General features: G+C 46.6%; 25 protein-coding genes. 19 read left to right on the top strand and 6 right to left on the bottom strand.

Features of this window, described 5'->3' with window-relative positions:
• Window positions 1–74: 74 nt before the first annotated feature.
• Window positions 75–908 (bottom strand): glutamate racemase, encoded by an 834-nt coding sequence (murI, locus tag ACJJIL_RS11390; RefSeq protein WP_445359723.1) that lies wholly within the window; start codon window positions 906–908, stop codon window positions 75–77.
• A 155-nt stretch (window positions 909–1,063) separates the two neighbouring features.
• Between murI and ACJJIL_RS11385 the strand changes: the two genes are divergently transcribed.
• The 11 genes from ACJJIL_RS11385 to ACJJIL_RS11335 all read left to right on the top strand — a co-directional run bounded on the left by ACJJIL_RS11385 (window position 1,064) and on the right by ACJJIL_RS11335 (window position 9,822).
• A complete protein-coding gene (locus ACJJIL_RS11385) occupies window positions 1,064–2,542 on the top strand; it encodes a DNA recombination protein RmuC (RefSeq protein WP_444941903.1) in 1,479 nt (492 codons plus the stop codon).
• Window positions 2,543–2,548: 6 nt separating this feature from the next.
• Window positions 2,549–3,478: an AEC family transporter gene (locus ACJJIL_RS11380; protein WP_444897109.1), complete on the top strand. Its 930-nt coding sequence runs from the start codon at window positions 2,549–2,551 to the stop codon at window positions 3,476–3,478.
• Window positions 3,478–3,942 (top strand): DUF2489 domain-containing protein, encoded by a 465-nt coding sequence (locus tag ACJJIL_RS11375; protein WP_413665600.1) that lies wholly within the window; start codon window positions 3,478–3,480, stop codon window positions 3,940–3,942. The genes ACJJIL_RS11380 and ACJJIL_RS11375 overlap by 1 nt, the downstream gene beginning before the upstream one ends.
• A 563-nt stretch (window positions 3,943–4,505) precedes the next feature.
• Window positions 4,506–5,060 (top strand): hypothetical protein, encoded by a 555-nt coding sequence (locus ACJJIL_RS11370; RefSeq protein ID WP_444913625.1) that lies wholly within the window; start codon window positions 4,506–4,508, stop codon window positions 5,058–5,060.
• A gap of 264 nt (window positions 5,061–5,324) precedes the next feature.
• A complete protein-coding gene (locus ACJJIL_RS11365; RefSeq protein WP_445359722.1) occupies window positions 5,325–5,831 on the top strand; it encodes a DUF3592 domain-containing protein in 507 nt (168 codons plus the stop codon).
• Between the two features lie 326 nt (window positions 5,832–6,157).
• A complete protein-coding gene (locus ACJJIL_RS11360) occupies window positions 6,158–6,613 on the top strand; it encodes a hypothetical protein (protein ID WP_445354376.1) in 456 nt (151 codons plus the stop codon).
• Window positions 6,614–6,711: 98 nt separating this feature from the next.
• Window positions 6,712–7,134, top strand: coding sequence for a hypothetical protein (locus tag ACJJIL_RS11355; protein WP_444897113.1), 423 nt, complete (start codon window positions 6,712–6,714; stop codon window positions 7,132–7,134).
• 93 nt (window positions 7,135–7,227) lie between these two features.
• Window positions 7,228–7,734, top strand: coding sequence for a hypothetical protein (locus ACJJIL_RS11350; RefSeq protein WP_445359721.1), 507 nt, complete (start codon window positions 7,228–7,230; stop codon window positions 7,732–7,734).
• 546 nt (window positions 7,735–8,280) lie between these two features.
• A complete protein-coding gene (locus ACJJIL_RS11345) occupies window positions 8,281–8,538 on the top strand; it encodes a hypothetical protein (protein ID WP_445359720.1) in 258 nt (85 codons plus the stop codon).
• Between the two features lie 132 nt (window positions 8,539–8,670).
• Entirely contained in the window at window positions 8,671–9,210 is a 540-nt protein-coding gene (locus tag ACJJIL_RS11340) for a hypothetical protein (protein WP_445359719.1), read from the top strand.
• Between the two features lie 138 nt (window positions 9,211–9,348).
• Entirely contained in the window at window positions 9,349–9,822 is a 474-nt protein-coding gene (locus ACJJIL_RS11335) for a hypothetical protein (RefSeq protein ID WP_444905417.1), read from the top strand.
• Between the two features lie 436 nt (window positions 9,823–10,258).
• Here the strand turns inward: ACJJIL_RS11335 and ACJJIL_RS11330 are convergent, their stop codons facing one another.
• Complete coding sequence (locus ACJJIL_RS11330; RefSeq protein WP_445359718.1) at window positions 10,259–10,945, bottom strand: sterol desaturase family protein; 687 nt, start codon at window positions 10,943–10,945, stop codon at window positions 10,259–10,261.
• A gap of 119 nt (window positions 10,946–11,064) precedes the next feature.
• Between ACJJIL_RS11330 and ACJJIL_RS11325 the strand changes: the two genes are divergently transcribed.
• The 3 genes from ACJJIL_RS11325 (at window position 11,065) to ACJJIL_RS11315 (ending at window position 13,741) form a co-directional block, all read left to right on the top strand.
• Window positions 11,065–11,976 carry a LysR substrate-binding domain-containing protein gene (locus ACJJIL_RS11325; protein ID WP_445359717.1) on the top strand — a complete coding sequence of 304 codons (912 nt, stop codon included), beginning with the start codon at window positions 11,065–11,067 and terminating at the stop codon, window positions 11,974–11,976.
• A gap of 212 nt (window positions 11,977–12,188) precedes the next feature.
• Window positions 12,189–12,836, top strand: a complete 648-nt coding sequence (gene lepB / locus ACJJIL_RS11320) for a signal peptidase I (protein WP_445359716.1) — start codon at window positions 12,189–12,191, stop codon at window positions 12,834–12,836.
• 101 nt (window positions 12,837–12,937) lie between these two features.
• Window positions 12,938–13,741 carry an amidohydrolase family protein gene (locus ACJJIL_RS11315; RefSeq protein ID WP_445359715.1) on the top strand — a complete coding sequence of 268 codons (804 nt, stop codon included), beginning with the start codon at window positions 12,938–12,940 and terminating at the stop codon, window positions 13,739–13,741.
• Between the two features lie 69 nt (window positions 13,742–13,810).
• Here ACJJIL_RS11315 and ACJJIL_RS11310 read toward each other — a convergent pair whose 3' ends face one another.
• The 3 genes from ACJJIL_RS11310 to phhA all read right to left on the bottom strand — a co-directional run bounded on the left by ACJJIL_RS11310 (window position 13,811) and on the right by phhA (window position 16,619).
• Window positions 13,811–14,980 carry a cation:proton antiporter domain-containing protein gene (locus tag ACJJIL_RS11310; protein ID WP_444897120.1) on the bottom strand — a complete coding sequence of 390 codons (1,170 nt, stop codon included), beginning with the start codon at window positions 14,978–14,980 and terminating at the stop codon, window positions 13,811–13,813.
• Window positions 14,981–15,076: 96 nt separating this feature from the next.
• Window positions 15,077–15,547, bottom strand: a complete 471-nt coding sequence (locus ACJJIL_RS11305) for an Lrp/AsnC family transcriptional regulator (RefSeq protein WP_108733441.1) — start codon at window positions 15,545–15,547, stop codon at window positions 15,077–15,079.
• 268 nt (window positions 15,548–15,815) lie between these two features.
• Window positions 15,816–16,619, bottom strand: a complete 804-nt coding sequence (gene phhA, locus ACJJIL_RS11300; protein ID WP_444897121.1) for a phenylalanine 4-monooxygenase — start codon at window positions 16,617–16,619, stop codon at window positions 15,816–15,818.
• A 112-nt stretch (window positions 16,620–16,731) separates the two neighbouring features.
• Here phhA and ACJJIL_RS11295 point away from each other — a divergent pair, with 112 nt between their 5' ends.
• On the top strand, window positions 16,732–18,243 hold the full coding sequence (locus ACJJIL_RS11295) for a TyrR/PhhR family helix-turn-helix DNA-binding protein (RefSeq protein WP_445359714.1): 1,512 nt from the start codon (window positions 16,732–16,734) through the stop codon (window positions 18,241–18,243).
• A 5-nt stretch (window positions 18,244–18,248) separates the two neighbouring features.
• Here ACJJIL_RS11295 and ACJJIL_RS11290 read toward each other — a convergent pair whose 3' ends face one another.
• Window positions 18,249–18,566, bottom strand: coding sequence for an Mpo1-like protein (locus ACJJIL_RS11290; RefSeq protein ID WP_444897123.1), 318 nt, complete (start codon window positions 18,564–18,566; stop codon window positions 18,249–18,251).
• A gap of 140 nt (window positions 18,567–18,706) precedes the next feature.
• Here ACJJIL_RS11290 and ACJJIL_RS11285 point away from each other — a divergent pair, with 140 nt between their 5' ends.
• From ACJJIL_RS11285 to ACJJIL_RS11270, 4 genes are all read left to right on the top strand, one after another.
• Window positions 18,707–19,930, top strand: a complete 1,224-nt coding sequence (locus tag ACJJIL_RS11285) for a CaiB/BaiF CoA transferase family protein (protein ID WP_445359713.1) — start codon at window positions 18,707–18,709, stop codon at window positions 19,928–19,930.
• Between the two features lie 65 nt (window positions 19,931–19,995).
• Window positions 19,996–20,361, top strand: coding sequence for a VOC family protein (locus ACJJIL_RS11280; protein ID WP_445359712.1), 366 nt, complete (start codon window positions 19,996–19,998; stop codon window positions 20,359–20,361).
• A gap of 307 nt (window positions 20,362–20,668) precedes the next feature.
• On the top strand, window positions 20,669–21,556 hold the full coding sequence (locus ACJJIL_RS11275; RefSeq protein WP_445359711.1) for an AraC family transcriptional regulator: 888 nt from the start codon (window positions 20,669–20,671) through the stop codon (window positions 21,554–21,556).
• A 504-nt stretch (window positions 21,557–22,060) separates the two neighbouring features.
• Window positions 22,061–22,444: a hypothetical protein gene (locus ACJJIL_RS11270; protein ID WP_413665620.1), complete on the top strand. Its 384-nt coding sequence runs from the start codon at window positions 22,061–22,063 to the stop codon at window positions 22,442–22,444.
• Window positions 22,445–22,515 lie beyond the last annotated feature (71 nt).

Here is a 22,515-nt window from a genome sequence, read left to right as displayed (position 1 = left end):
GTTATTCGGGGAACGGTCGCGGTTTGTGACGGAGCTGTCAACTCTGTTGCGCGGTTCTCATCATTTTGGCGATCTTAGGTGTTGGGCTCGAGGGGTTCGGCAACTGGGGCGAACTCGCTAAAGGCCCGTTCTATATTGCCGGTTAGGTCAACCGTGCTGGTGATCAGGCGGCCAGTGTTTGGCGCATCCGGCAGCATCAGCTCGAGTTCGTCCAGCCACCAGCGCACTCGCCGGGCGATGGCTTCACCGGAATCCAGCCACTGGATTGAGCGAGGGGCGAACTGGTCCAGTTCTTCCCGCAGAAGGGGAAAGTGAGTGCAGGCCAATACGGCAATATCCACTTGGTCGCCACCGGCGGTGTGGAATACGCGGTGTAATACCGGCTCCAAATCCTCTGCGGTGATGGTTTCGCCGCGCAGTTTGCTTTCCGCCAGATGCACCAACTCCGGTGCGGGCACATTAATTACCCGGTTGCCGTTGGCAAATTGCTCGATCAGTTCGCGGGTGTAGCGGCGGTTTACGGTGCCTTCGGTGGCAATCAGGGCAATAGTGCGGGAACGGCTGGCGGCAGCGGCGGGTTTCACAGCGGGTACAACGCCCACTACGGGTTTCTTCAGGGATTCGCGCAGCTGGGGTAGGGCCAGGGTGCTGGCGGTGTTGCAGCCCACCACTAAAATATCGGCACCGCAGTGCTCCATCATGGCTTGGGCCTGCTGGACGATCCGGGGGCGCAGTTCTTCTTCGCTTTTGTTGCCGTAGGGGTAAAAGCCGTTGTCCACACCCAGGTGCAAGGTCAGGCCCGGCATCAGGCGGCGGATCTCCCGCGCAATGCTGACGGCGCCCACGCCGGAATCAAAGATCAGGGCGCTGGGGGCTGGGCTGTCTGGGAGGGCGCTGTGTTTGTGCATGCGTTCTGGAGTACCAACATCGAAACCAATCCTCCAAGAATACCTAAAACCCCGTAAAAATTCCCGCTGGGTCTTCTCGGGCGCAAACCTATCCCTTGTTACTGAGGTTATCGGCTGGGCTGGCGCGGGGTACTTTCCAGGGGCAAGCTGGTAGAATGGCGCCTTCGCCTGGGTGGTATCCCGGGCAGGCCAGCGGGCGAGGCCCCTGGCAAAATCCTGATTTATCCATCTCTTTCCAGGTCTGGGAGTACCACTCTATGCCAGCGTTCCCGCTGCAATTGAATGCCGATCATGCGGTGATGGCGGCTGTTGCCATCTTGTTTCTGTTGGGCTTGGTGTTTTGGTTGGCGCGAGCCAGTAGCCGCCGCGCTTTATTGCAAAGCGAAGCCGCTTTGCAGGTGGCTCAGGCGCGTATCGAAAGCAGCCGCGAGCGGGAGTCCCAGCTTGGGGTTGAGGTGGAATCCCTGCGTACCGAGCTGGCGGATAAGCTGCAACAGCTCACGAGAAGCCAAGTGTTGGTAGAAAAAGGGGAGGCGGCCCTGGCGGAGCAGCGCAAGCTGATGGAGCAAATGCGTATTGCCATGGGTGAGCAGTTCGAGAATCTGGCCAACCGGATTTTTGAAGAGAAGCAGCAGAGCTTCGTGCGCCGCAGTGAAGACAGCCTGCGCAAAAGTCTCGATCCGCTGGAGCGCCAGCTGGGGGATTTCCGCAAGCGGGTGGAGCATGTCTATGATCGCGAAAATGCCGAGCGCAACAGTCTGCTCGGGCAGATCAAGGCGTTGCGCGAGCAAACCCAGCGCATCAGCGATGAGGCCCTGAACCTGACTTCGGCCCTGAAAGGGGATCGCAAGATCCAGGGTAACTGGGGGGAAGTGGTGCTGGAGCGTTTGCTGGAGGAATCCGGCTTGCAGAAGGGTCGCGAATACGAAACGCAAGTAACGCTGACGAGTGATGGCCGCAGGCGCCAGCCAGATGTGATTGTGCGCCTGCCGGAAAACAAAGACCTGATTATCGATTCCAAGGTCTCCCTGGTGGATTACGAGCGCTACAGCTCGGCGGAAACCGATGAGGAGCGCACTCAGGCCCTGAAGCAGCATGTGAATTCCCTGCGCGCCCATATCACCGGCCTTAACAAGAAGGCCTACGAGCAGTTGGAGGGTGTTCGCACCCTGGATTTCGTCTTTATTTTCGTGCCCATTGAGGCTGCGTATATGTTGGCTATGCAAGCGGACCCGGACCTGTTCCGTTTCGCGTATGAGAAGCAAATTGTCCTGGTGAGCCCCACCAGCCTGATGGCGACCCTGCGTACCGTCGAGAATATCTGGCGCTACGAGAAACAAAACAAGAACGCGGAAAAAATCGCCGACGAAGCCGGCAAACTGCACGATCAGTTTGCTATGGTGCTGGAGTCACTGGATGTTCTTGGTGACCGCTTGCGCCAAGCGGATGACGCCTACCAGCAGACTTACAAGCGACTGGCGACAGGGCGTGGTAATGCGGTGAAGCGTATTGATAGTCTGCGTAAGCTTGGTGCTAAAACCCGCAAACAAATATCCGCCCAGCTCCGTGACAGGGCTGAGGATTCAGGACAAATGGCGCTTCCTCAGGAAGAGGGAGTTGCTGCGGAAGACTAATTCCCTATGGAAAATATTTCCTTTGCTCTGCTAGTTACAGGCCCGATCTTTTTGATGATTATCGGTGGATACTTGCTTACTAGGCAGGGCATGTTGCATAAATCCTTTATCGACGACGCAACGGTGCTGGTTTTCAACGTGATGCTGCCTGCACTGTTGTTCGATAGTATTTATTCATCGAATGCAAAACCCTCAGAAGAGATCCCCCTTTTAACAGCGGGAATTTTGGGTACCTTCGCGATAATCCCCATATCTTGGCTGATGGCTCGGCCCGTTACTGTGAAGGATCGCAGTGCGTTTATCCAGGGTGCATTTCGTGGAAACGTTGCCATTGTGGGGCTCGCCTGGGTTGAGAAGGCGTTTGGTGAGTCGGGCGTTTCTCACTCGGCAGTGCTGGTTGCAGCGTTGACAATTCAGTTCAATGTATTCGCCGTAATACTTTTTGTTTTTTACAACGAAGAGAAGAAATTCAGCCTGGGCTTGTTGCTGAAGGAGTTGGCAAAGAACCCATTAATCATCGGGGTATTCCTGGCAATTTTGTGCCGGGTGCTGGATATCAAAGTGCCACAAATGGTGCTTGATACCGTTAAAATACTGGGCTCTGCAAGTTTACCAATGGGGCTGATTTGCATTGGTGCGAGTATGAAGCTAGGCCAGCTACTGCGTAGCTCGCCAACAGCGCTGACCTCCTCAGTGCTCAAGTTATTAGGGGTACCGATACTCTCAGTGCTGATTGGCTGGGCCCTGGGTATGAGTCCGACCTATTTGGGCTATTTAATGCTGATCACTGGCTCGCCTTGTGCGATATCGGCCTTTGTGATGGCTCATACCATGGGTGGTAATAGCCAATTGGCGGCCAATATTGTTGGTCTTAGTACAGTGCTCTCTGTTATTTCGGCCAGCATCGGGCTGGCGTTACTTAAGGTGTATATTTAATGACTGTGTTTCCTACTTGGCTGCTGATTGTTGCGGCTTTAGTTATCTTCTCCCTGGCGATTGTAGCTGGCTACTATCTGCGCAAACTATCGATTGCACAGAAGAAGCAGGCCGCGCAGCTAGCTGAGCTAGAGCAGGCTGCAGAGGATCAGCGACAAAGAGTAAATGACAGTATTCAGATTATTGCTCGCACGCTATTGGATGATGGAGTCGGGCTTACCGAAGCTTCGATTCGTATTCGCGTTCTTTTGGATGCACTTCAGGTGGAAGATAAAGTGCGTGAAGAGTTTGTGGCCTTTTACACCATCGCAGAGAAAACCAGTCATATCCCAATTCTCAAAGACTGGAAAGAACTGCCGCGTAAAGAACAGTTCAAGTATGAATTGGAGATGGCGCAAGTAGAGGCGGACTATAAGGATTTTGCGATGGATGCCGCCAAGCGGATTTTGGGGCGTTCTTTTTGAATCTGGAAACTGGCAAGTGACTCACTAGACTTGAGTATTTATGCATATTTCAACGAGCAAAAGTCTGCTCGTTGAAATTAGGCGAAGCATTCCTTCCTAATTAAGTTATAGATTCAATAAGATTAAGTTTCTACAAATTATCTTCTTCATAAAAATAAATTCCAATTAGTTCACCAGCCATTAGCTGTACACGCCAGCATCGACTACATCTCATTATCTTTATAAGTTGACATAAAGCTTGGTTTTTAGCCTAATCCTCCCAAGATGTCTAAAGTCAAAACCAGCTTCATCTGGTTGCACTGTTTTGAAATTAGCTAACTCATTGATTTTCAATGAAGTTTGCAGGTTTTCTTAGGTGGGGGAAGTGGATAGATGTCTAGACGTTGTTATCTATTTATCCTGTGACTCTATCGTCAATATCTTCTATTTATTAAAGCCTCTATTTTCTGAGGCTTAACCAGATATGAAATGTAGGGCGTGATGATATCTGGATGCCCATATAATTCTATCGGTGGGTGCGGTTATTGAAAAGTACGTGGTCGAAGTTTTAAGTGAAATGTCAAATGAATAAAGTTATTAAGAATATATTTCTATTCTGCCTGTGTATACCGGGGGTAGGTTTTTCTCAATCAAGTGAAGATTTGGCTCGAGAAATATTTATCGATGATGTCGCCAAAAAAGAATCTGCAGACCTCAAAGAACTCTTCGATGAACAAAGAGAGGACTTTATAAAGTTATATGAGCCTCTCTATGGGGTTAGTGAAGTGTCGCCGGAAATTGTTGCCATGGAAGAACAGTTGTACATGGATGTGGTGTCTTCCAATGTATTTAAGTTCGACCCCAAGGAGCTTGAGGAATTACTGGTTAATAATATTGTTTCAATGCTCACTTTTGAAGAGTTGCTGGAGTTAAGGGAGATTAATCAAAGGCCAGTTTTTAAAAAGCTAGATCGTATAAATGAAGTGACGATGAAAGCAACACAGCTGCATATGGATGCGTGGCAAAAAGATAATTTAAGGTTAATAGAGTACTTCGTGGAAAGGAATGAAAGGAAGTTGATGAGATTGGAGGAGTTAATAGAACTTCGCAAGAAGGATAGAGACAAGTCCGGATTATAACAGGGTAGAGCATTTTGAGTGCTCAGGCTAATGGTGCAGCGTGAGTTTGATCGCTGGTGGTTGATTATCTTCCGCAAAAGTCAACAATTTCTCAAATGTAATTCGGCATCCCAATTTGGGAGGGTCGTGATTGATAATGTATCGGTTGTGAGCCTTGTTGTAGGATGTCAAATATATGTTTTGCATTGTAGATTCATTGCAATCGGCACGCATAAAGTTTCCAGAATAGACCGCCGCTGCTCACGATATTAGGAGCATAAATTAATGATCTTTAAAGCTATACAATTACTTATTCCTGCGGTTATGATTTTATTTGGGTTTTTCCAGACGGTTGTGTATCTGAGGATGCGAAAAACATTCGGCAATTGGCCTGTGGTAGTTGGAGAGATCACTCACTCCCGATTGCTGAATCAATTGGATTCCAATGGAAAAAAGGTAACTGAAGCAATAATTGCCTTCAATTATAAATTTAGAGGAAGAGAGTATAAATCCGAAACGCCAGTTTTGCGAGGTTATGACCTGTTTCCGAGTTTGGAATATGAATCTTACCTTACCAAAAAATACCGGCCAGGAGATGTTGTTGACGTTCGGGTTAACCCAAAATTCAGTGGTCTTGCATATTTAGAGGTGGCGCCGTTCAGTCGACTAAGTGCCATTTTGGTGCCTTTGTTGCCAGTTTTGGGTGTTGCTCTAATTATTTTATTTAAGAGTAGCTATTTCGTAGATTTATACGGATATTTATTGTTGCAGTATGATTTATCGATGTACTAGTTGCGAACTCGCTAAGAAAAGTTACATCTTGAGTGCCTGATCTTTAAATCAATTTGGGATGCTGCGTTGAGATAGTCGGGGCGGTTGGTTTTTTGTAAGCGCCTGAGCTCGGTTTTATGTGTAGTTCGTGTGAACATCCTGTTTTTCCTGAAGCTAGATTTATGCTTCCAGTTTTTTTCAAGGAATGTATGTGTTGTTAAGTAGGGGGCTGGAAATGCTGTAAAGAGCTATTTGGAGAGTCGATGTGAAATGTTTATGATTTAGAGGGTATCTTCCGGGTCGATTGTAAAATATCCAAAACCCCGGCCACCCTTATATAGAGTGTTATGGTTGCTACCGTATTTAGTATGAGAAAAATTGAAACTTACACTATTCAAGAGTTACAAGAAGCCATTGATGGAATGGACCAGGGAAAATATCCAGAAAGGCATGGTAATCTGAAAGCTGAACTTTCTAAGAAAAAGATGGAAGTCCAAGAGCTGAATAATAGGATTGCAGGGCTGTCAGGATCAATTCCCCGGCAAGGAGCGATTGATGAAAGCCGAAATCAATTTACGTTTAAACGTTGCTTTTTAGCATGCTGTTGTAGTATCGGGTTATTATGGTTGGTTCTCGGAGTTCTTGGTTTTTTTGGCTTTGGAACTGTCACTGCAAACGGTGAGCAGGTGCAGGGTGTTAGTGCATTAGTTACCTCAGTGCTGGGTGGCGGCATGAGCTGCTTAATGGTAGGTACCGTAGTTTGGCTGGGTGAGAAGGCCCTACGAGTTTTTGAAGATGCATAAAAGTTAGGCAGCTGAAGTGGTAATTCGTTAAGCTTTAACAGAAAAAACTGGCATTGAAGTGAAAGTATTGGGTATGTTAGCGAGTTAGGTAAAAAATAGTGAAGATAGAAGTAAGGCAAATGTTTCGGTCAAATGGATTGATTGATGATCTTGTCTTAAGTGCGAAGTCAGAAGATTACTTGCTGTTCGCTGATGCTGTTGGAAAAGCCATTGGGGAAAATGAGTCAGTGCTAGTGATATCTGAGTCAGAAATATCAATCGAGATTATTTGTGATGAGACAAAAGAGGAGCTTTTCACAGCTCTTCAGAACAAAGCCAACGATTACTTTTCAATGGATGATTGGAATAGCCGGAATATTTTAAGGGTGTACGGAAGTGCTGGCATCCTTGCTAGCTTTCAGCGGTTTCTGGTCAAGCTAGCTGGGCGTGGCCCAGGTTACAGCTATATTAGTGAATACTCAGAGGATTATAGTTACTCAATTTTTTCACCTGAGTGGAGGCTTCATATAGAACCCTCTTGAAGATCAATACACTTTACATTTGTAGCCTGATAGTTTATCCCGTATTGTGCTACTTCTCTGTAAAGGGTGGTTGAGGTGTTGTGAGTGAATTAAGTGATGACTGCTATTTTTTTTGGGGTGGTTTTATTTGTTCTTCTTATCTTGGGGCTGCTTGGAGTCATTTTCTTGATTCCACTGTGGGTAAAGATGTCAACCGAATCAGAAGGAGATCAGAATCATATTTATAGTATTTTTTGGGATGAGGCTGGCTTTCAAGGAGACAAAATTATATCAGCTTCAGGGTGCCTTTTTCCGTTCCTGATTTTGGCTAGCCCCAATTTCGATGTTGAGGGGTTGGTTTTTTGTATTGCCGTTTCTGTAATTTTTGGGCTATATCATTCATCTGTTTATAGAGGTTATGCAGTAATTACTAGGAAAATGAAATGGGCTGCGTTAGTAGCTCTATGTATGCTTGCTGCAGTCGGCTTTCTTGTAAGATTTCAAATCTTATCTGATTTTTATATGGTTTTCTGTATTGCTTCAACAGGTGCTGCTTGGGGTGGTTATGCGGTCTATAGGCGGGCTTATCTAATACGTACTGAAAGATTGGCTAGCAGATAAATTACATAAAGTTAAATGGTTTTATATGCTAAATGGCAATACTTGCTATTGATTATGCCATTAGTAATGGATTGGGAAGTTTAGAGTTGGCGCTTAGAGATCATGAGGAGGCAAATTTCATTCGTTACATATAGGCCCTAGACTACTTTATGTTTCTGAGGGGCAGGCTGTTATCGTGCTAGGTTGGTCGCACAAGTTAGCCTTTGGATGTTAAAGCACCCGATTGATATGTCTTACTCATAAAGCAAGCCTGCGGCTGAATACCTTTCCTGCAAAGCTATGTCTGCACACGAAAATTTCAATGATTTTGGGGGCAGAATTATGAGTATGCCACCAAACCCCCTCTATTTATTGTGTTCGTAGTAGCATGATCGAAGCATTTTGATTGCTTTGCAAGCCGGCTCCACGAGTTCTCAGTTGATCAGTTGGTCTATCAAGCGTACGATTGATTTCGACGGACATCAGAAGAGTTTTAGCTTTTATGTTTCTTGCACTCTTGCTTATTTTGTTAAGGAATGAACAATAGAGCGGGTGTGGGGGCGATGAATGATGCCTAGATATGTTAAGCTGCTTAGCTTAGAGGAGCTTGAGCAGTTTTCAACTGAGAGACTTCTTGCCTACCTTCGTAAGCTCCATCAATGTGAAGACTCAGTTGACGCTTCCGATTTTTGCGAGAGTGAGGCTCATATGCCGGGAGTGGTATTTTTTAAAGAATCAGATCAGTGGCGGAGCCAATACAAGTTAGTAAAAGAAATTTTATCGGCAAGGCCTCATATTGATAAGGTGATAAGAGTAAATGGCTAATGGATTTAGGTGCCGAACTGCAGGGTTGAGTCAACTACCGCTGTAAACTTAATCTCTCAAGGGGGGAGTGGAGCTGAAGGCCCTTAGCTGTATTTGCTTGATAAAGAGTTGTGTAGAAATGGAGTGCTATACGTGACAGATGAAGAGTTAATAACATTTATAGGCAAGAGTGTTGTTAATAACTGGGAATATATTGTAGGTATTTATTTTGCGTTACTAAGTGGCGGGGTTGCTTTATCCTGGATGATTTCCAATCTGATCCACAAAAAGGAAATTAAAGTCCTACAGTTAGAGATTACCCATCAAAAAGAAAGGTTTTCTCAATTTGAGTCAATTATGGAGCAGCGGATAGCATCCATCCAGTCAGAGGCTGAAATGCTGCAAAGGAAGATCAGCTTTGCTAGCCCGGCAGTTCCTGCGGCAATGCCACTGAGTGACCCCTTTGGCGATATTGAGCAGAGTATTAGCCCAAATATTGATTGTTTAGAATCTGTGCAAGGACAGGATGTTGAATATTTGGATATCCCTGCGCCCTTGAAACGGTCAGCTCCACTTAAAGTTCGAGAGAAACACTTGGAGAAGGGGTATGTATCTGATGATAAGATGTTGTCCTTGTTGGATAAAACCGATGCTGTTAATAGAATCCTTCGGGAAATAGAAGTTCCCTCTTAAGTCCTTACTTTACTGATTGACAACTTCATTCGTTCTGTTGGTATTTTTTGGGGGTGGCTGCCACTACTGATACTGGTTTTGGGCATGTATAATTGGTGGATACCTTTAGCAAGTAACGGAATGATTTGAGGGGGATGTATGGAAAAAATTTATAGAAATGGACTCGGTTCACGTGAGTCTGCGAAAAAGATCTTAACTGTCAATCTTGGTGTTATAGGTATTGCATTACTAGTTGCTCTTATCTTTACGCGCATGTTTGGCTCTTCAGCCGAGAGTGGTGAGTCAGATCTTACCTTTTGGACTTTTGTGATTTTAGGTTCTTTAGGTGTTATCGTTTATATATACCTTTCTTTGATACGATTACTTCCACTTGCAGAAATTAATGGGAATACACTAACGGTTTATACCGGAGTCTTTATAAAGAAGACTGTAGACCTTGATAAGGTAGAGAAAATAACGTTTCAATATAGCTCAGAAAAAGATCAAAGGATGAAGGTTAAGTATCCGCGAAAAATTGCAGAAGAGTTTACGATCAAGCAGTCAAATTGTTCAGTTAAGCAACTTTCCGAATTTATTACCAATCGCTTTGATGTGAATGTTGCCTATACATAGCGGTACGAGCTTCTATGGTCCCTCTATTGCTGGATAAGCCTACAAAGCGGAACACCTTTTGGTGAGGTGTTCTTTCCAGTGTAGGAGCAACTCAATGCTTAATTATCACAGCTCTTAGTTTCCCAGAATTTATTGTTGAATTTCTTGGCTGGTATAAGAATGCTGGCCAAGTCAACGCTGTATAATGTGATTGTCCTTTTGGTATTTATGGCTCCCTTTTTTCTGGTACGGATGTACTTTAAATAGAGCAATCAGTTTAGTGGTGCGTTGTCCTGGGGAAAAGTTTGATCTCAAGGTCTTCCATGAGGAGTTTCTAAGTTTTGGTAATGCGCCAGTGCCAATTATCCGAGAGTTAATGCTGGCAAGATTACAGGAAGAAGATCAAGATCAAAGGCAGAACCTAGTGCGTAATAAGGTACAAGTAATCTACAAACTATCAGTCGCGAAAATCGTCAAAGGAATCCTGCGGCTCCCAATAGAAAGTGCCTAATAAAAGGTCGAATAGCGGAAAAGTTAAATTGAAATTATAAATTTTCATTAGTTTACGGTGATGATGAATTCTGTGTAAGTGGGCTAACTCACGAAACACTGGCACTTTATGAAACCAGTGACTCTTGGGCTGGTGATAACCGATATGCATTAGCTCATAAGCCAGGTGATTTAATATCATGGTTGCTGCTGTGATATATCCCATATTACCTGAAGCCACCCAGGATAGAAAAAAACCACAAAGTGGTGCCAGAATAAAAGTGATAACAGCTGTTAGATAGATTGGAAACAGTACTATACGCCAATCACGAGTTGACTCAAAAGACAGCAATGGTGCAGAAAAGAAACTGTGGTGATCGCCAGTATGCCTCTTGTAAAACAGTTTGGTAAATCTCAACTTATTATGCCCAGACCAGCGATGGGCGGCATACTCTACAGCGTTGTAAGCAAGAATTCCCAGTGGAATTATTAGCAGTTCATGCGCCCTCAGCTCACTTATTTGAAAAATACAGTAAATAGCACCGATTAGGCTGATCAGTAGAATACTCCCTAAATGGAGACAGCCGCTATAGCGGCTATGGGCATAGGCTCTATATTGCTCTCTGAAAGCCGCCGTATCATGCATGTTCGACATATTTCACCTGACTTTTTATAGTATTTACGGTTTTTCATGCTATTGACGATAAATATAATCAGGGACATCATGTATCGTCTAATAAATAATTATTAAATGCATTATTCATCAGGTTGATAATGTCTACGCACCTTAGATCACTGGATTTAAATCTGCTTCCCGTTTTTGAAGCACTTATGATTGAGCGAAACCTGACCAGAGCTGCAGTAAAACTGCATATGAGCCAACCGGCCGTTAGTGCTGCCCTCAAGCGGTTGAGAGCTACTTATGAAGATGAGCTTTTTATACGGACCGCTAGGGGATTGCGCCCCACTGAACGCGCACTGGTACTGCACCCCTCTATTCACCAGGCACTCAACACCGTCCGTTCAGGCTTCCAGCAAACGTCTTTTGATTACCGGAAAGCAGAGCAGGAATTCTCCGTCGTTATGCCCGATGTGGTGGAAACTCTGATGATCCCCGGATTCTGCAAATGGCTGCGAGAATTTGCACCCGGCATCGGGCTTACTGTACTCCCCGATGAGTCAGAAATGACAGCCAGAATGGTGAGTAATGGAGAAGTAGACCTAATCATTGACTACCTACCTGTCAATTCCCCCAGCTATATTAACCAGCCTATCGCAGAAGAAGAGCTTGTGATTATTGTCAGCAAACATAATAAAAATGTGGGTGAGACAATCAGTGAAAAAAAATTCCAATCGCTGCCACAAGTATCCCTATTAAGAGGAAACCCTATGGGCTCTCCAATGGAAAGGCTAGCCAGGCCCAGAAAGTTACAGCGCAATATTTGTTTGCGAGTCCCACACCTCTCGTCTTTCCCCTATGTGGTTTGCACAACCGATTTAATTGGCGTTGTACCAGCAAGAATGATGATTTCAAGCTATTATAAAGAGCTTCCCATACGTATGCTCAAACTGCCAATGGCATTTCCAAAGGTAGTACTTCAGCTCACCTGGCATAAGTCGCAGACAACAAACCCAGCTCATCGATGGCTAAGAGAAAAGATTTTGGAGCTTTATCCGAGTTTATAAACGCTGTGTAATACGAGTGCCCTTTGATATTTATGGCCCCCTTTTTTTAGTACGGATGTGCTGCAAATAGAGTAATCCTTTTCGAACGTTCTTATAAGGGTAATGTCCCACCTAATGAAAGCTAGAGGCTGATTTTTTAGTTTTCAGAGGTTCTGTTATTTCTGAGTGATCAGTTTTAAGTGGTGCGTTGCCCTGGGAAAGGAGTTTAGAGAATGAGTGGGTTTAGTTTTAAGGGTGCGGTAAGAAACAACCGCGGTGCAATATTGTTTCTATTTCTTATGTACTTTTTCAAGTCAGCGTATGCCGATTGGTCTCCAGTACCAAGTGGGTCTATGGAGCCTACTATTCATCCTGGTGATTTTTTGTGGGTAGATAAGACGAGCTATGGGCCAACTTTATTTTTCTTCAATAAGCAGGTTGCTCAATGGGGGAACCCTTCCAGGGGAGATGTTATTACCTTTTTGCCTCCTCACACTGATCAACTATATGTGAAGCGTGTAATAGGCGTCCCCGGTGATAGCTTACGTATTGAAGGGGTGAATGTGTTTGTTAATGGGGCTCAGCTTGAGTATCGCCTGGAAAGTGGGGTGGGTTCGGACATCCTGGGTAGGGAAGTCATTGATGGCAGGGAGCATCAGTTCAAGCTTAGTGGTAATAAGAAATTGCCATATATTGGGAAGACTATTGAGATCCCTGAAGGTAAGTACTTTGTCATGGGAGATCATCGCAACGATAGCTTGGATTCGAGATATTGGGGCTTGGTTGACCGTGATAGGGTTATGGGCAAAGTTACATCTTTAGCGTTTTCCTTTTCTAAGGAGAGAGATTTCTTTAGTAGTGTGGCGATGCCTCTCAAGTAAATAGCCAATAAATTTTCTTTAAAAGGGTGCAGCTGTTCACTGGTAATACTTGTGCTACCAGAGAATAGAGGGAAGGCTTGCAATAGCAGGGAGTTGCTAACATGAAAGTGATTGATGTTTGGGCCCAGCATCCTACAGAGCGTTTTCTTGCTGAACCTTTCTTTGATACTTTGAAGCGTTGGATGGGGCAGGACTTTAAAGAAGTGCCCCTTGAGTGGACCCTGTCAGCTATGGATATGGCAGATGTGTCCAAGTCATTGATTTCTGCTTGGCATGGGCCGAGCGGAGCCTTGATAAGCAATGATGAAGTACTGGATCTTACTTTAACTCATCCTGACAGGTTTTGCGGTCTGGCATCAGTGGACTTGCGAAAGCCAGTAGAGGCTGTGCAAACCCTGCGCAAGTACGTTTTGGAACATGACTTTAAAGGGCTGCGTATTGTGCAGTGGCTCTGGGAGTTGCCTTGTACTCACCCTTTGTATTATCCGCTATATGCGGCTTGTGTTGAGCTGGATGTGCCAGTTTGTTTGCAAGTGGGTCTTACCGGGCCGTTGCGCAGCTCTGATTCTGGCCGTCCTGCTCATATTGAGCGGATTGCTCTCGATTTTCCGGATCTAAAGATTGTCTGCGGCCATATTGGGTACCCTTGGCACAATGAAATGATCGCTTTTGCGACCAAGTTTCCCAATGTCTACATAGATACTTCTGCTTATAAGCCAAAAAGGTACCCCCGCGAGTTGGTTTCATTTATCAAGTCTCACGGTAAGAATAAGGTGATGTTCGGGACTAATTATCCCATGCTGACACCGGAGATGTGTTTAAAGGAAATGCACCTTCTGGAGTTGGGGAATGAGGTTGCCGAGCTCTTCTTATATAAGAATGCTGAAAGGGTGTTTAAGCTTTAATAAGCTGTCACCATTGTTAGTCGATTGCAGTGGTCTGCTAAATCCTGCTACAGGAAGAGACTAAGAGGTTTAGTCTCTTCGCAACTCATCCTTGATTGCAATGGGATTGGGAAAGTTCATCACCACAATGTAAGACGACACCAGGAATGTAAGGATCGCGGTTGCCTGGATTAAATGTGATGCTGCGCTGCCAATCAGGTTTTGCGTATAAGCGAGCAGGGCGATTAACAGGGAAAATTCACTAATTTGCCCAAGTCGAAATCCAATATCCCACGAGAGCACTTTGTGCTCACTGCGATTTCCAAGCAGGAAGTGAAATACAACGGGTTTTATTACCAGAACTGCGGCGGCTGTGACCAGGGCAGGGAGTAGAATTTCGGGCAGCATGGCCAGCTTGAATTGCGCTCCGAGGCTGAAAAAGAACAGGATCAGGAAGAAGTCTCGCAGAGGTTTAAGGCTGAGGGCGATGTACTGTGAAATCCGGCTGGCAGCCAGCGTGATACCACCAATAAATGCGCCGATCTCTCTTGAAAGGCCAACAACTTCTGCCAGCTCTGCCATTCCCATGCACCATCCAAGTGCCATTAAGAATACGTATTCGTGGAAGCGGTCAAAGCGGGTAAAAAGTGGTAATAAAATATATTTTACTATTAGCCAGGCAAAAAGGATCAGCAGTGGCAGCGATCCAAAGGAGAGAGCCAATTGCCAGATCTGTTCGTCACCGGTGTTATCACTCAGCAGTACCATTAGGCAGACTATTGCCACAAAGTCCTGAAAAAGAAGAAGTCCCACCATAAGTTCACCCAAGTGCTTGTGGTGAAGTACGGTCGTGGGAAGCAGTTTGATACCGATAATGGTGCTAGAGAACATCAGCGCCATGCCGATTACCCAGGATTCAACGGTAGTAAATCCAAACAGCAAGCCTATGCCAAAGCCAAGGCCGAGGAAGATCGCACAGCTTACAACCCCCACAAATGTAGCTTTGCGCAATACAGCTACCAGCGCTTGAGGCTGCATATCCAGCCCCAACAGGAAGAGCAGGAAGATAATCCCAACGCTGGACATATCGGATAGAAGTCGCAGGTTGTCGATTACTGCAAAGCCGGATGGGCCGAGTAAAACACCGAGAGCGATGTAAGCGACCAGAAGTGGTTGTCGTCCAAAAAGAGCCAGTGAGGCAACAATTGCTGCGCCACTAAAGATCAAGAAAAATGATTGGAAAAGGGAGCTGTCCGCCACAGGCCATCCTTGTGTGTGAGCGAGATTTAACCATTATCCATAGATGTGCGAACAGCTGAAAGGGCTATGTGCCTACCAAGTGGTTGCGCTGAGACTTTACTCACCGGATGGAATCGGTAACTCGGTAGTGCTTTTGATCTGTTCCAAGGCAAAGTTGGAGACAATATCGCTGATGCCGACATGCCGGATTAACTCCTTGTAAAAACGGTCGTAGGCCGTGATATCGCTTACAACCACTCGCAACAGGTAATCGTAGTCGCCTGCCATACGGTAGCAAGCCACAACCTCTGGCAACTGTGCCATATGTTCGGCAAAGTTGTCGGCCCACTCCGGTGTGTGCTGGTCAGTTTTAACCTGGGCAAACACTGAGACCGGAAGTCCTAAAATCTCGGCATTAAGCAAGGCGACTTTGCGTCGAATGATGCCGCTCTTTTCCAGTTTCTGCACCCTGCGCCAGCATGGGGTTTTTGTCAGGCCCACACGCTCCGCCAGCTCCTCGATCGAAAGGCTGACGTCAGATTGCAGAATCGCAAGAAGTTTTCTATCAATCGCGTCAAGTGAGGACATAGTGCTATGCGCTCCCTATAAGGTAGGGGTTTTGTGTCCTTGCGCTGATTACATTGCCTCCCTGGCTACCCCTAACGGTATTTGGGCGAGTGGGTGTGGGGGCTATTGGATGAAAGTCATCGAACTACCATCACACCTACTGCAGATACGATAGGCTCAGGGGGAGAGTGCTGGTAGTGGAATTTCCCTAGATGTGCAACGCTTCTGGGGGAGCTTTTTAGTAGAGGTGAGATTGGGCGGAAGTTGGCCGCCCAATCTTGAATGCAGATCAGGCTGCGTCTTTGGGCGGGAAGCGGGGTTCGAATAGTCCCAGCTCAATGGCCTCGCGGACCTTGGCCATCAGGTCAATTTCTGTCAGTTCCTGCAGCTGTTGCAAGCTGTTGAGAACATAGTAAATGGGTTGAACAATATCGATGCGATATGGGGTGCGCAGTGCGGTAACCGCGTCTAAATCGTAGCGCTCTGGTTGGTGACTCAGTGCGTAGAGTGTCTCTTTCGGGGAAGACAGAATGCCGCCACCGTAAATGCGCAAACCATCGTCGGTGTTCAGCAGGCCGAACTCCACTGTAAACCAATAGAGGCGGGCTAAATAGGCGCGCTCTTTAGGCGAGGCTTTAAGGCCCAGTTGTCCGTATTTTTGCGTGAAGTTTGCAAATGCTGGGTTGGTGAGCATGGCGCAGTGGCCAAAAATTTCGTGGAAGATGTCCGGTTCCTGCAGATAATCAAACTCTTCGGGAGTGCGTATAAAGGTAGCAACTGGGAATTTGCGATCCGCTAGAAGACCGAAAAAGGTTTCGAAGCCGATAAGGGCGGGAACCCGGGCGACTTCCCAGCCAGTTTCCCTGCGCAGCACGCTGGAGATTTCCTCGAGCTGGGGGATACGGTCTTTCGGTAGGTCCAACAGCTCCAGGCCGTGCATATATTCATCGCAGGCGCGGCCAGGTAAGACATCCAGTTGGCGTTCAATCAGACGCTGCCAAGTTTGGTGTTCAAGGTCGGTATACTCGATAAAGCCGTCTTCATTGGGCTTACGGGCAACGTACTTGCTTGCCTTCTTTGCTTCTTTCTTCATGAATGTCTCTCCTGCGGCTCGGTAGCTCTCGCTGATTCCCAGTGCCCAGCACCTGCCGCTGAACCTGTTGTTGTTATGTTTCGACCTCTATTTTTAGCCAGGCGTGCCCTTGGTGGGGAGAGGTAGCGGCGAGCTATTGCGCCTTCTGGGGAGTTCAAATTACACTTTCTGTAAACATTTCTTTACAGGTGACGCTGTGCGGGTAGAGATTACTTGTGCAAATCGTGTTGGCATTTTGCACGAAATAATGCAAATTTTCGGAAAATATCGGATAAATGTGACCTCTGGTGAGCTCGGGGGTGACAGTGGAGATAAGGTCTATCTGATAGCGCCCGGGATGCTTGCCACTCAATACCAGACTATCGAGAAGTCCCTGCACCAGGTTCCTGGAGTTAAGCGGGTGCGGAGGATCTCTCTATTGCCTCTGGAGCGACGTCATTTCGAGTTGGACACTTTGCTGAGTCATGTGACTGACCCGGTTCTTAGTGTGGATCGCGAGGGCAGGGTGGTCGCTGCGAATCTGGCAGCCGCAAGGGCTTTCGGTGTGAGCCTGGACAAGGTGCCAGGTCTACAGCTGCAGAGATTCCTGCCGCTTATGCAGGTCGCAGAATTACTGCGGGATTTTGCACTACCTCGCTACGGACTGCCTCTGGTGGTAAGGGGGCAGAGTTTTCGTGTGGACTGGTCCCCGATCACTCTGGAGGGAAATCCCGGAGCGGTTGACTCACTGGCTGGGGCGGTACTGCGTTTACAGCCTTGGGATAGCAGCGAGTTTGTCACTGAGCTGCCAAGACCGATGGTGTTGTGGGATTTTGATTTGCGTCGAAGGAGTTGCCTCCAGTTACAGGACTTATCTGAACTCAGTGCACCTCTGTTGATACTGGGTGAGCGGGGCACAGGAAAGACAACGTTTGCCTGTGCGGTGCATTACCTCTCCCCGTCGGCCTCAAGGGCTGATTGCTATCGAATTATCCCACGTGACGGCACTATGCAGCTGCCTTCACATCTTCGTCGAACGGGTACTTTGATTCTTGAGGATATACATACTCTCAAAACAGAAGCTCAAGTTGATTTATTGAGAAAACTCCGCAATTTGCCGGCATCGCTGAGATTGGTGGCCACCGCTATTGATAGGGAATCTATTGCGCCGCCACTTGCACAGCTCTTTTCGTCGTTAGCGATGTCCTTGCCCCCGTTGCGAAATATGCGACCGGCTCTGCCGCGCTATGCCAGTACTTTAATGCGCCAGGAGTCTCCAGAGGCAAGTGAGCTCAATTTTGATCGCGAGGTGATGGAGTTGATCAAACTCCACGACTGGCCGGATAACTTCAACGGCCTCAGGGACTATTTAATGGCCGCATCCAGTCAATGCTTGATTAGAGGGGCGGCGTCGATCAGTTGTGCGGATGTGCCGGATTTAATGGTTAAGGCGGAACTTCCCTGGCGGGACTGGAGCCGTGGACTTACCTATAAGGAAATGATGGAGCAGCTGGAGAGGGCGTTGTTGGCGGACATTATCAAAGGTCACTCCTCAACCAGGGAGCTGGCTAAGGAACTGGGTATTTCTCATACCGCTGTGGCCAACAAATTGCGGAAATACGGCTTGTCGGCCACTAAAAAATAGTTTGTTTAGCGTTCGATTCGCCCGATCAGCATATCTTTAAACATAACAAAGTCTCCGATAAAACTGTAGAACGGATACTTAAAGGTTGCCGGGCGGTTGTTTTCAAAGAAAAAGTGCCCGATCCATGCAAACCCGTAGCCCGCGACAGGAGTAACTGCTAGCCACAACATATTGGAAGTTACTACAGCCGCAATTATTGTCGCGAACACCAGGCTGGTACCAAAAAAGTGCAGCCTACGACAGGTGAGGTTGCTGTGTTCCTGTAAATAGAATGGGTAAAATTCGCGAAAAGATTCAAATTTTTGAGCTTCTATAGCGGCCATGCTGAGCTTCCTTATTTTTATTGCGCAGTAAAGTATATGACGAATACCTAACCCGGCCAATCAAAGCGCGGGCGTAAATTATCTGTTAGGCTGCCGCAAAAATATGCGGTTATCCCGCAAGTAAGCGATATGAGGAAGTTATGGCAGGTCCACTCGCACACTTAAAGGTACTCGATTTAAGTCGTATTCTCGCCGGACCCTGGGCTGGGCAGGTATTTGCTGACTTTGGGGCTGAGGTTATTAAAGTAGAGCGCCCGGAGCGAGGGGATGACACTCGCCACTGGGGCCCTCCCTACCTAAAGGATGAGAAGGGAAATGATACTGCTGATGCCGCTTACTACCTAAGTGCCAATCGCGGAAAAAAATCAGTAACCGTAGATATCACTACTGAAGATGGCCAGTCCCTGATCAAGGAGATGGCAGCCCGATGCGATATCCTTCTTGAAAACTACAAAGTAGATGGGCTGAAAAAGTACGGCCTGGATTATGAATCCATCAAGGCGATCAATCCTGGTGTTATCTACTGCTCGATTACAGGTTTTGGGCAAACTGGCCCGTACAAAAAACGAGCAGGCTATGATGCGATGATCCAGGGGATGGGTGGCCTGATGAGTATTACCGGTGTGCCGGAAGGGCAACCGGGCGCGGGCCCGCAAAAGGTGGGGGTGGCCGTAGCGGACCTGATGACAGGGATGTATGCAGTATCTTCTGTATTGGCAGCTGTTGTTCACCGGCAGCATACGGGTGTTGGCCAGCATATCGACCTCGCCTTATTTGATACCCAGGTTTCATGGTTGGCTAACCAAGCCCAAAATTACCTTACTTCTGGTAAAAGCCCTGAGCGACAGGGAACCGGCCATCCCAATATAGTCCCCTACCAGGCAGTCCCTTCAAAAGATGGCTATTTTATGTTGGCAGTGGGTAATGATGATCAGTTTAAACGCTTCTGCGGAATCGCGGGTGCAGAAGAACTGGCAGAAAATCCTGCCTACGGGACTAATTCAGCGCGGGTTATGGCCCGTGAAGAATTGGTGCCTCAGATTGAAGCTGCGACTCGTAAGCACGAATCCGCTTGGTGGCTCCAGCATCTTAGTGATGCTCATGTTCCCTGTGGGCCTATCAATACATTGGAAGAGGTTTTTGCTGATCCTCAAGTACAGGCCCGGGGTATGGTGGTTGAGCAGGATCATCCGGAAGCTGGAAAGGTGAAGACCGTGCGTAACCCTGTAATCTTCTCCGAGTCCGCACTCGACTACACCCAGGCGCCGCCAGTATTGGGTGAGCACACTGAGGAAGTATTGCGAGATTTGCTTGGCAAAAGTGACGAGCAAGTGGAAGAGTTGCGGAACAAGAGTATTGTGTAAGTTATTGATAGATAACTTGCTGATAATCAGGCACAAGGATGTGCCTTGTAAATTAGGGAAAACAGATGGAACTCGACCACGTCAATATTACTGCTCCTATGGAAACCCTAAAGCGGGTACGGGACTTCTATGCCCAGGTTCTCGGTCTGACCGAGGGTGAGAGGCCAAATTTCAGGCGTAATGGATTTTGGCTCTATGGCAATGGTAGGGCTATTTTGCATTTGATAGATGGTGAGGTGAGCGGTGACCAGCCCGAGAAGCCCTACCTGGATCATATAGCTTTCCGTACAGATGCGCTTGAGCCGGTTAAGCAGCGTCTGGATGCGTTGGGAGTCGCCAATCACTTAATGGATGTGCCCGGGCGCAATGTACGGCAATTAGTATTTTTTGATCCAGTAGGGAATAAAGTGGAAGTTAACGCGGTGGTGTAGCAACATCTTGAAAGGTCTAGACATTTCTGCGAAGCCGCGCCTTGATTGTACCGCTCTGCATGCCAAAGATATCACGGAGTTGTTCAGAGGCTCCTTAAGTTGTTTTATTCCTTTCAGAGGCTTTTGAGTCTCTTAGGCTTAGAAGATGCTTTGTAGAGCATGTTCTTTATAGCCCCTGGATTTAACTTGGTCCCCTGCCAGAGAAGCTATGGTAATCACTTCCGATTGGTTGTTTTCTCTGATTGAAAAGTTGATATGCTTCATGTTTTATTGCAAATGACTAGGTCCCTGATAAAGATAATAATTTATGCCAGATAGTGAAGAATCAGTTGTATTTAAAATACAAGGGAAAATGGTAATTGGTCAGCGTAAATTCAGGGCACCGTTAAGTTATCAAGACCGTTTGGTTGATGAGGCAAGGTTGGTTTACGTTATCAGTGGCTGTTCAACCTTGGTTTGTGGTGATGAAACCCTCACCTTGAGTCCAGGTGCCACTGTGCTAATGAAGACAGATAATTTTATTAATCAGTGGCATGATGACGGAATAAACAATGAAATTAATTTCATCGGTTTTCGGCTAACGTCAGAGCTATTACAGCGACTCTACCCAAGTGGTATGCCTGATGTCTTTGGTAATAATGGCGAAAGTAGGGCTGCTGTTAAGGAGGATAATAAGTCCAATAATCAGCCCCCCTCGGCTGAGCGCCTGCAGGAATCTGTACTGCTCTCCAATTATATGCGTAGCATAATTGACTATATCCAGCAGCCAGAAGTATTCAGTGAGCCACTGGTGGCATTAAAGGTTCGAGAATTAGTAGAGCTCATCCCCAGGCTCGATAGCAGTGGAACAGTTGTGAAGATGTTGGGGCAGTTGTTCATCAGGCAACAGCCTAAACTTCAGGAAGTGGTGCAAGCTCACTTATACTCCTCTCTGAAGCTGGCGGATTTAGCTTTTCTATGCCATATGAGCGAGTCAACATTCACTCGTAAATTTAAGCAAGTCTATGGCAGTAGTGCCACGAAATATATTACCTCGAAACGGATGGAGAAAGCACAGCAGCTGATTCTCAATAGCGATCTTAGCCTGACTGAAGTTGCTTTGGAGTGTGGTTTTGATGAGCTTAGTTACTTCTCCCGGGTGTTCAAGCAGCACTATCAAGTAGCCCCTTCCCAAATGCGTAAAAAGGCGATTTGACGGATTTGTACAAATCCTTGACTGGATGTTCCAAGTAAAGTGTTGGCTTGCTGGTTAATCTAGTCCTTGTCTTAACGGCGTACTTTTCTAACGATATGTCGTTATATTTAAACCCTCTTGTTATTGAGGGGCTAAAGAATGAATACATGTTCATTGCTGGTGCTAATGGTGATGTTGGTTTTACGTTTAGCCCGACGAGCATTAGTTATCGTCCTGGTGGTTTGATTAGAACCCTCCTAGGGCAAACTATAGCTGATACCGCTGAAGACTATAAACCAGTCACTTTTATTACTTGCTCATGTTTGCTGGAAGCCTGAATGCTAATCACTCTGCCCCCTGCGCAATCAAAAATAGTGAGACTTGATATAGTCAATTAGTAGCACTGCTTTGGTCTGTTATCCGGGCTAAGGGCCTCTTGAGGTCTCGCAGAAATGATAAGGAATTTTTCAGGGGATCTTTGAGTTCTCATTCTGTTCATTTAATCAACCAGATGGAATATTTAATATGATTCGTTTCGCACAATTTCTTTCCGGTATATTTGTACTTATATTGGGTTCGGCTGGCTTAGTGACCATGCTTTTCCCGGAAGTTGTTAATGGTCCAGCAGGGTTTGATGCCACAACTAATTACGGTTTCACTAACCTACGTACTCTCGGTGCCCCCACACTTAGCTTAGCGATTATTACGGCAATTGGTGCCTTTCGCAAAGAGTGGTTATTAATACTTCCTGCCTCGATGTACTTTCTATTTAATGGTTCTTCGCGGCTTATTTCTGTATTGGTTGAGGGCTACGAGCCCGTAATGCTGACTGGTTTGGTGGTGACATTTACACTATTTATTCTGTCCCAGGTGGCTGTGTACAACTTCCGTCGTGCAGCCTTGACGTAGGTTGAGAAAATGTAGGGTGTTGGCGGTGTTTACTGTAAATGTCACACCGCCTCTCTTTCAGAGCGTCGCTG

It is taken from the genome of Microbulbifer maximicatervae (SeqCode) (genome assembly GCF_052468095.1).
This window is presented reverse-complemented; position numbering and strand designations above follow the sequence as displayed.